Below are 6,452 nucleotides of genomic sequence, written 5' to 3' on the forward strand. Positions count from 1 at the left end.
AGCCCGGCCGGGGTGCCGCGACGTCCCGTACGAGGGCGCTGAGCCGCTGCCCGGCGGGCGGTTCCAGCCGTGCCTGGTCGAGCGCGGTGAGCGCGGAGGCGGTGAGCCGTCCGATGCGTGCCTCGACGGCGGCGACGGCGCCGAGTCCCGTCAACAGCTCCCGGATCCGGGCGAGTTCGTCCGCGGGCAGCTCCGCGTCGCCGAGCGCGGCGCGCAGCCGCTCCTCCGCGTCGTGCCGTCCGTGGGCGCGCGCCCGCTGGAGCGCGATGGCCATCAGATAGGTGGAGGCGCCGTCGCGGATGTCGTCGCCGGCGGGCTTTCCCGTACGGGCGGGCCCCCCGAAGACGCCGAGGAGGTCGTCGCGGAGCTGGAAGGCGACGCCCGCGCTGCGTCCCGCTCTGCGCAGCGCCGCGATCAGTCCGGGGTCGGCGCCCGCCATGGCCGCGCCGAGATGGAGGGGCCGCTCGACGGTGTACAGGCCGCTCTTGAGGTAGGCGATCCGCAGGGACTCCTCCGGGGAGTCGATGCCGGTTCCCTGTCCGTACAGGTCGAGGTACTGGCCGGCGATGGTCTCGGTGCGCATCGCCTGCCAGGCCGGGCCGACGGCGCGGCGCGCCCTGCTCTCCAGCCCGGCGTTCTCGAAGAGGTCCTCGGCCCACACCAGGGCGAGGTCGCCGGCGAGGATCGCGGCGGAGACCCCGAACGTCTCGGCGTCGCCGCGGAGTCCGGCCGCGCGGTGCCGGTCGGCGAAGGCGACGTGCACGGAGGGGGCGCCGCGGCGCAGCAGCGAGCCGTCCATCAGGTCGTCGTGGATGAGGGCGCACGCCTGGATCAGCTCCAGCGCGGTGGCGACCTTCAGCACCGCGTCGGCTGCGGCGCCGCGTGCCTCGCCGCCGCAGCCGCGCCAGCCCCACCACAGGAACGCGGGGCGGGTGCGTCGGCCGCCGCGCAGGGCGACGTCGGCGAGCAGCCCGACGACGTCCTCGGCGAACCGGCCGCTGCTGCGGGCGGCCTCCTCCCGGCGGGCGGAGATGTGCCGGGTGAGCAGGGCGTCGATGGCGGCGGCCGTGTCGTGGTCCGGGTCGATGCCGAGGGTGCGGACGTCCCGTACGTCCTGGTTCCCTTCGGGTACGCGGGCGCTGGGCCGGCGCGGCATGGCGGCTCCTTCCCGGAAGGTCGGCCCGGCGGCGCGCGTACGCCTCCGCGCTCACGGACGGTGAAGGAAGATCTGCGGGCAGTTTTTCAGCGCCGCCGTCCTCCTGCATCTCGCGCCGGGGCCGTACGGCGGCGTGCGCCGGAGTCGGGAGGCATGCCAGGTCACGGGCATCCGCCGCAGCTCAGGGGGCACCCGGCACGTGGGAGGACGCCCCCGGCCGGCCGGCGGCAGGCGATGCCGCGGAAGTACCGCCGGTCGCGGCGGTCCGCACGTGAGAGGGGCCGTGTCCGATGAGCGACATGAAGCAGGAAACCCGGCGCGAGGAGCTCTTCGCGGACTTCGCGAAGGCCGTGACCATGCCCGCGGGCCAGTTGGAGCGCTGGCTGGAGACGGAGGACTCACGTGAAGTGGGCCGGCACAAGGGTCTCGGCGAGAGCCACAGCCACGCGGCGGGACGGCGTGTGCTGCGGCTGCTGCGCACGCCCCGCTCGGAGTTCACCGCGGACGACCTGGTCCATATGCGCAAGGTCGTGCACCACATCGACCGCCAGCTCAAGCACCGTCCGCGGGGCGATGTGAGCAACACCGACTGGCGCTTCGACCTCATGAACTGGGGCCACGACCCGCAGAGTTGACGGCTGGCCGCCACACCCGGGACGTGGCCGAGGGGGTGCCGGGCAGGGGCGGCGGAGCGAGGATGGAGCCATGCTGCTGGCGGACATCGCCCGGACGTCGCGGGAGATCACGACGGTCTCCGGGCGCAAGGAGAAGGTGGCGCTGCTCGCGGAGCTCTTCCGCAGCGCCACCCCGGCCGACGTGCCCGTCGTCGTGACGTATCTGGCGGGACGGCTGCCGCAGCGCCGTACCGGAGTCGGCTTCCGTACGCTCTCCGCCTCCCATCCGCCCTCCCCCGAACCGCAGTTGACCATCGCCGAGGTGGACGCGGCGCTGGAGGAGATCGCCGCCGTACGGGGCAAGGGCGCGCAGGCGGAGCGCAAGCGGCTGCTGGGCGCGCTGTTCTCGGCGGCCACGGAGGAGGAGCAGGACTTCCTCTTCCGGCTGCTGACGGGCGAGTTGCGGCAGGGCGCGCTGGACGCGTTCGCCGTGGAGGGCCTCGCGGAGGCGGTCTCGCTGCCGTCGGACCGGGTGCGGCGCGCGGTGATGTACGGGGGTTCGCTGGGCGCGGTCGCCAGCGCGCTGCTGGAGCGGGGGCCGTCGGCGCTGGAGGAGTTCCGGCTGCGTACGGGCCGTCCGGTGCTGCCGATGCTGGCGCAGAGCGCGAAGAGCGTGCTGGAGGCAGTGGACCGGCTCGGCCCGTGCGCGGTCGAGGAGAAGCTGGACGGCATCCGGGTGCAGGTGCACAAGGACGGCGACAGTGTGGGGATCTACACCCGGACCCTGGACGACATCACCGCCCGGCTGCCCGAACTCGCCGACGTCGCCGCCTCGTTGGCGGCGCACCAGGCCGTACTGGACGGGGAGGTGCTCGCCCTGGACGAGCAGGGCCGGCCGCGCGCCTTCCAGGAGGTCTCGCAGCGCGTGGGGTCGCACGCGGACGTCCCGGCGGCGCGGCTGACGCTGCCGGTCACGGTGCGCTTCTTCGACGTGCTGTCGGTGGACGGACGGGACGTGGCGGACCTGGGAACGGCGCAGCGGCACGAGGAGCTGGCGCGGGTGGTGCCGGAGTCCCTGCGGGTGCGGCGGCTGGTGGTCACGGACCCGGAGACGGACGAAGGGCGGGGCGCGGCCGAGGAGTTCGCGCGGCGTGTGCTGGAGACGGGGCACGAGGGCGTCATGGTCAAGGCGCTGGACGCGGCCTACAGCGCGGGCCGCCGCGGTGCGTCCTGGCTGAAGGTCAAGCCCGTCTTCACGCTGGACCTGGTGGTGCTGGCCGCCGAGTGGGGGCACGGGCGGCGTACGGGGCGGCTGTCCAACCTCCATCTGGGAGCGCGGCGTTCGGACGGATCGTTCGCGATGCTCGGCAAGACCTTCAAGGGCCTCACGGACGAACTCCTCGCCTGGCAGACGGAGCGGCTGGGGGAGCTGGCGGAGCGTGAGCATCCGTGGGGTGTGACCGTACGGCCCGAACTGGTCGTGGAGATCGCGGTGGACGGGCTGCAGCGCTCGACGCGCTATCCGGCGGGAGTGACGCTGCGCTTCGCGCGGGTGGTGCGCTACCGGCCCGACAAGAGCGCGTCCGAGGCGGACACGGTCGAGGACGTGCTCGCGCTCCGCCGGTAGCGCGGGCGGGAGCCGGGACCGCGCGGGCCCCGACTCCCGTCGCCGTACGGACAGTTCGGCTCCTGCGCTCGACTCCCGCCCCCACAGGGCCGGTTCAGCCGCGCGGCAGCACCGTCGAGAGGACCTTCGGCAGCGGGTACCAGTCGGCGGTGGCGAAACTGGCGTGGTCGGCGGCGAGTTGCTTCACGCGGTCGGTCGCCTCCTGCTCGCTCGGCTCGGTGCCGTCGATCTCCGGGGCGACCTTGTGGGCGTCGGTCATGACCGTGAGATAGCCGTGCTCCTGGTACCAGGCGGTGTCGATGCCGTCCTCGCCGGTGAAGGTGGAGGCGTCGCCGTCGAACACCACCAACCAGGGCCGCAGTTCCTCGTCGTAGCGCTCGGTGCGCGGGTCGCCCTTCTCGGCGCCGTGCACGGCGGGGAAGGCCCCGGCCTCGCCCAGCGCGCCCTTGGCGGCGAGGTCCTTGAGGTGGGTGGCGTACTCCTCGTCCGTCCACAGGTCGTCGGCGGGGTTGCTCTCCTCGAGGGTGCCGGGGATCAGCTCGATGAGGAACTTGCCCTCCATGGCCGTGCGTTCGGGCCAGCCGGTGCTGCCGACGGCCTCGTCGAGGGTGGCCTTGTCCCCGGTGACGTCCGAGGGCCGGAAGAGCGCGTCGCCGAGCTTCTCGCCCAGCAGGGCGTCGAGTTCGTCGGGGCCGCGGTCGGCCTTGTCGTAGAAGCCGTCCTTCATCTCGACCTTGATGAGCACGGGCGGGTGCCCGGGATGGGCGTCGTGCCAGGCGCGCATGTCGGCGAGGCAGCCGTCGAGGCTCTGGTCGCGCTCGTTGCTGCGCAACTCCTCGGCGGACGCGGCGTTCTCGCAGTTGTTGTCGTTGCCCGTGGGGTTGCCGTGGGAGACGCGCCAGCCCTTACCGACGACGTTGGTCCACACGTCGAGTTCGAGGAGGGAGGCGCCCGAGTCGAGGGCGTCCGCGAAGTACTCGTACTTGTCCTTCTCGTAGGCGTTGTGCACGCCGACGCCGGTGGTGTCGCCGTAGGACGCCGCCGCGGATTCGCCGGGGCCTGCCTGCGCCGCCGGGGAGAAGGCGAACGCGGAGGCCGCACCGGCCAGAAGAGCCGTCGATATGGCGACGGCCAGGCGGGATCTGCTCATGAGCCGAGTCCTTGGGGGTGTGGGGGGTCCAAGTGGACATCAGCGTAGAGCGGTTCATGCGGGGCCGGTACGGGTTCCGCCGAAAGTGCGCAGTTCAAGAGCCAGTTCAAGAGCGCAGTCGGGCGGACATTCCGGCACGCGGTCCGTACGGCGGCCGGGGACGCAGGAGGGCCCCCGCCGCGGTACGGGACGGCCGTGCCGTCCCGTCTGCGCGGTCAAGGGGCCCTGGAACGTGGCCGGTTCGCTGCGCGCCCGGCTGCCGGACGGTGTCCGCCGGCGGGCGCCGCTCAGCGTCGGCGGCGCTTGGAGCGGTCGAGCGCGGAGACGCCGAGCGCCGCCAGCGCGAGCTGGATCAGCCACTCGATCCAGTCGACTCCCTTGGTGTCGGCCACTCCGAAGTACGTGGCGATCGCGGAGCCTATGAGGGCGGCCACGATGCCGACGCCGATCGTCAGGAGAATGCCGACGCGCTGACGTCCGGGCACGATGAGCCGCCCGAGCACGCCGATGACGACCCCGATCACGATGGCGCTGACGATGCCTGAGATCTCCATGATCTCCCCTTGTCGGTCTTGGTGTTCTCTCCTTCTGCCCGCTCAGGGGCCCCGCACTCGGCGGAACCGCCCGCCCGCCTGCGGCGCGGTGCGCTCGGGGTCGGCGGACCGCGTCCGATTCCCGCCGGGCCGCCGCCTCCCGTCCTGCGACACTGGCCGGAGCCCGGGAGCACACCTGCGGGGACGTACGGGACGCGAGAGAGCGTGAGAGGAGGCCGACCGCCGATGGACGCGCTCATCCCGGCCGAGCCCTCCCGCCCGGCACCCGGCGCGGTGCATCTGCCCGGCTGGCTCCCGTCCGGCGAGCAGCGCCGCCTGGTCGAGGCGTGCCGCGAGTGGGCGTCCGGTCCCGTACCGATGCGGCACACACGGCTGCCGCGGGGCGGTGTGATGTCGGTACGCACGGTGTGCCTGGGCTGGCACTGGCGGCCGTACCGCTACAGCCGCACCGCCGACGACGTGAACGGGCGCCGCGTGGCGCCCTTCCCGGGGTGGCTGGCCGATCTCGGGCGCCGGGCGCTGCGGTGCGCGTACGGCGAGGAGTCGGCGGAGGCACACCGGTACGCACCGGACACGGCACTGGTCAACTTCTACGACGGCGACGCCCGCATGGGCATGCACCAGGACAAGGACGAGCGCTCCTCCGCACCCGTCGTCTCGCTGAGCGTCGGCGACACCTGCGTCTTCCGCTTCGGCAACACCGCCTCGCGCGGCAAGCCGTACACCGACATCGAGCTGAACTCGGGCGACCTGTTCGTCTTCGGCGGACCGTCCCGCTTCGCCTACCACGGCGTGACGAAGGTCTTCCCGGGCACGGGCGACCCGGCGACGGGCATGGCCTCGGGCCGGCTGAACCTCACGCTCCGCGTCACGGGCCTGACGGACGACTGACCGGGGCCCGCGCACGTACGCAGACCGACGCAGGCACGAGCACGGACACGGACACGGGCGGCGCATGTATAAGTCCTCCCCCGCTGCCAACCCGGGCGCCATGAGCGAGAAGCACCCCGACCCGGACCCGGACGACCCCGGGCACGTCCCCGGACTCGAACCCGGCGGCCAGGTCCCTCCGGGCGAGACGCCGCCGGGCGAGGACAGCACGGCCGGAGCGGGCCCCGACGAGCGGCACAACCCGGCGAAGGGCTGGTCGAAGGCGCCGGTGATCGTGCTGGCCGTGATCGTCGCCGTCTTCCTCGTCTACTTCCTGGCGTGGGCGATCGAACTCTGAGGCGGGACGGGCTCAACCGGCCCTGGGCCAGGGCCCGTTCAGCCGTACGCCTGCCGCATACCGGAACACCCCGCACACAGGCGAGGCCGTGCGCGCACAGGCCGGAAGGGGTTTCGCCTGTCG

At 73.3% G+C, this 6,452-nt stretch carries 7 protein-coding genes; 4 read left to right on the forward strand and 3 right to left on the reverse strand.

The window, feature by feature from the left end; translation table 11 throughout:
• A partial coding sequence (locus tag AN218_RS31535) for a polyprenyl synthetase family protein (RefSeq protein ID WP_070020443.1) occupies positions 1-1,156 on the reverse strand: 1,156 nt, incomplete at its 3' end.
• 290 nt (positions 1,157-1,446) lie between these two features.
• Here AN218_RS31535 and AN218_RS31540 point away from each other — a divergent pair.
• Positions 1,447-1,791 (forward strand): DUF3140 domain-containing protein, encoded by a 345-nt coding sequence (locus AN218_RS31540; RefSeq protein ID WP_070020444.1) that lies wholly within the window; start codon positions 1,447-1,449, stop codon positions 1,789-1,791.
• A 70-nt stretch (positions 1,792-1,861) separates the two neighbouring features.
• Complete coding sequence (locus tag AN218_RS31545; protein WP_070020445.1) at positions 1,862-3,397, forward strand: ATP-dependent DNA ligase; 1,536 nt, start codon at positions 1,862-1,864, stop codon at positions 3,395-3,397.
• A gap of 94 nt (positions 3,398-3,491) precedes the next feature.
• On the opposite strand, the gene AN218_RS31550 is transcribed toward AN218_RS31545, so the two are convergent.
• Both AN218_RS31550 and AN218_RS31555 read right to left on the reverse strand, forming a co-directional pair.
• Positions 3,492-4,547: a phosphatidylinositol-specific phospholipase C domain-containing protein gene (locus tag AN218_RS31550; protein ID WP_070020446.1), complete on the reverse strand. Its 1,056-nt coding sequence runs from the start codon at positions 4,545-4,547 to the stop codon at positions 3,492-3,494.
• Positions 4,548-4,834: 287 nt separating this feature from the next.
• The gene (locus tag AN218_RS31555) at positions 4,835-5,101 is read right to left on the reverse strand and encodes a GlsB/YeaQ/YmgE family stress response membrane protein (RefSeq protein WP_070020447.1); all 267 of its coding nucleotides are present in this window, start codon (positions 5,099-5,101) and stop codon (positions 4,835-4,837) included.
• A 225-nt stretch (positions 5,102-5,326) separates the two neighbouring features.
• On the opposite strand from AN218_RS31555, the gene AN218_RS31560 reads away from it, so the two are divergent.
• The gene (locus AN218_RS31560; protein ID WP_070020448.1) at positions 5,327-5,992 is read left to right on the forward strand and encodes an alpha-ketoglutarate-dependent dioxygenase AlkB family protein; all 666 of its coding nucleotides are present in this window, start codon (positions 5,327-5,329) and stop codon (positions 5,990-5,992) included.
• 100 nt (positions 5,993-6,092) lie between these two features.
• Positions 6,093-6,329, forward strand: coding sequence for a DUF6480 family protein (locus AN218_RS31565; protein ID WP_070020449.1), 237 nt, complete (start codon positions 6,093-6,095; stop codon positions 6,327-6,329).
• The last annotated feature ends 123 nt before the right edge of the window (positions 6,330-6,452 follow it).

The sequence above is a fragment of the Streptomyces nanshensis genome (assembly GCF_001751255.1).
Classification (GTDB): domain Bacteria; phylum Actinomycetota; class Actinomycetes; order Streptomycetales; family Streptomycetaceae; genus Streptomyces; species Streptomyces nanshensis_A.

What these genes read in the sequence shown, in the direction of transcription:
- AN218_RS31555 (WP_070020447.1), bottom strand. Translation starts at nt 5,101, where the DNA reads ATGGAGATCTCAGGCATCGTCAGCGCCATCGTGATCGGGGTCGTCATC.
- AN218_RS31560 (WP_070020448.1), top strand. Translation starts at nt 5,327, where the DNA reads ATGGACGCGCTCATCCCGGCCGAGCCCTCCCGCCCGGCACCCGGCGCG.
- AN218_RS31550 (WP_070020446.1), bottom strand. Translation starts at nt 4,547, where the DNA reads ATGAGCAGATCCCGCCTGGCCGTCGCCATATCGACGGCTCTTCTGGCC.
- AN218_RS31565 (WP_070020449.1), top strand. Translation starts at nt 6,093, where the DNA reads ATGAGCGAGAAGCACCCCGACCCGGACCCGGACGACCCCGGGCACGTC.
- AN218_RS31540 (WP_070020444.1), top strand. Translation starts at nt 1,447, where the DNA reads ATGAGCGACATGAAGCAGGAAACCCGGCGCGAGGAGCTCTTCGCGGAC.
- AN218_RS31545 (WP_070020445.1), top strand. Translation starts at nt 1,862, where the DNA reads ATGCTGCTGGCGGACATCGCCCGGACGTCGCGGGAGATCACGACGGTC.